Annotated in this window: 1 protein-coding gene; it reads left to right on the top strand. The window is 50.3% G+C overall.

The genetic code is table 11. From position 1 onward, the window contains the following. Positions 1 to 1,238, top strand: a 1,238-nt coding sequence (locus D5281_RS24980) for a recombinase family protein (RefSeq protein ID WP_160562542.1), incomplete at both ends; no start/stop codon positions are given.

Below are 1,238 nucleotides of genomic sequence, written 5' to 3'. Positions count from 1 at the left end.
ACCGTCATAACAAAAGACCTTTCCCGTCTGGGACGTAATTATCTGAAAACCGGGGAGCTGATAGAGATTGTCTTTCCCGAATACGAAGTGCGCTATATTGCCATTAACGACGGTGTAGACACAGCGAGGGAAGATAACGAGTTTACCCCTCTGCGGAACTGGTTCAACGAGTTTTACGCCCGCGACACCTCAAAGAAAATCCGGGCTGTCAAACAGGCAAAGGCACAGAAAGGCGAGCGCGTCAACGGCGAAGCTCCTTACGGCTACCTTATCGACCCGGATAACCGCAATCATCTGATACCCGACCCGGAAACGGCGCACGTCGTAAAACAGATTTTTGCAATGTATGTACGGGGCGACCGTATGTGTGAAATCCAGAACTGGCTACGGGACAATGAAATACTGACCGTCGGAGAACTGCGCTACCGTAGAACAGGAAGCAACCGCCACCCCCGCCCACAGCTCAACGCATGGTACAACTGGCCGGATAAGACGCTGTACGACATTCTGACAAGGAAAGAGTATTTAGGGCATACCATAACCGGGAAAACCTACAAGGTATCTTATAAGTCGAAAAAGACGAAAAAGAACCCGGAGGAAAAAAGGTATTTCTTCCCCAACACTCACGAACCTTTGATTGATGAAGAAACCTTTGAACTTGCACAGAAGCGGATTGCCACCCGGCAACGCCCGACAAAGGTTGATGAAATCGACCTGTTTTCCGGGCTGCTCTTTTGCGGGGACTGCGGCTATAAAATGTATGCGGTGCGCGGAGCCGGGACGCTTGAACGGAAACACGCCTACACTTGCGGCAACTACCGCAACCGGGCAAGAAATGATATGCTCTGCACTACGCATTATATCCGCAAAAGCGTATTGAAAGAACTTGTCCTTGCAGACTTGCAGCGCGTAACGTCTTATGTGAAAGAGCATGAACAGGAGTTTATCGAAACCGCCAACGAGTGCAGCGCAAAGGCAGTACAAAAGACGCTGACACAGCAGCGGAAAGAGCTTGACAAGGCGCAGAACCGTATGAACGAGCTGAACATCTTATTCCGCAAGCTCTACGAGGACAACGCTTTAGGGAAACTTTCAGATGAACAGTTTGCTTTTCTGACTTCCGGCTATGATGAAGAAAAAAAGACGCTGACCCGGAGGATTGCGGAGCTGTCACAGGAAATTGACAACGCCACCGAGCGCAGCGCGGACGTGAAAAGGTTTGTCGCACTGGTACGCAA

The sequence above is a fragment of the Parablautia muri genome (assembly GCF_009917485.1).
Classification (GTDB): domain Bacteria; phylum Bacillota; class Clostridia; order Lachnospirales; family Lachnospiraceae; genus Suilimivivens; species Suilimivivens muri.
The sequence above is the reverse complement of the archived record's forward strand: the minus strand, read 5'-3'. Positions and strand labels throughout refer to the sequence as shown.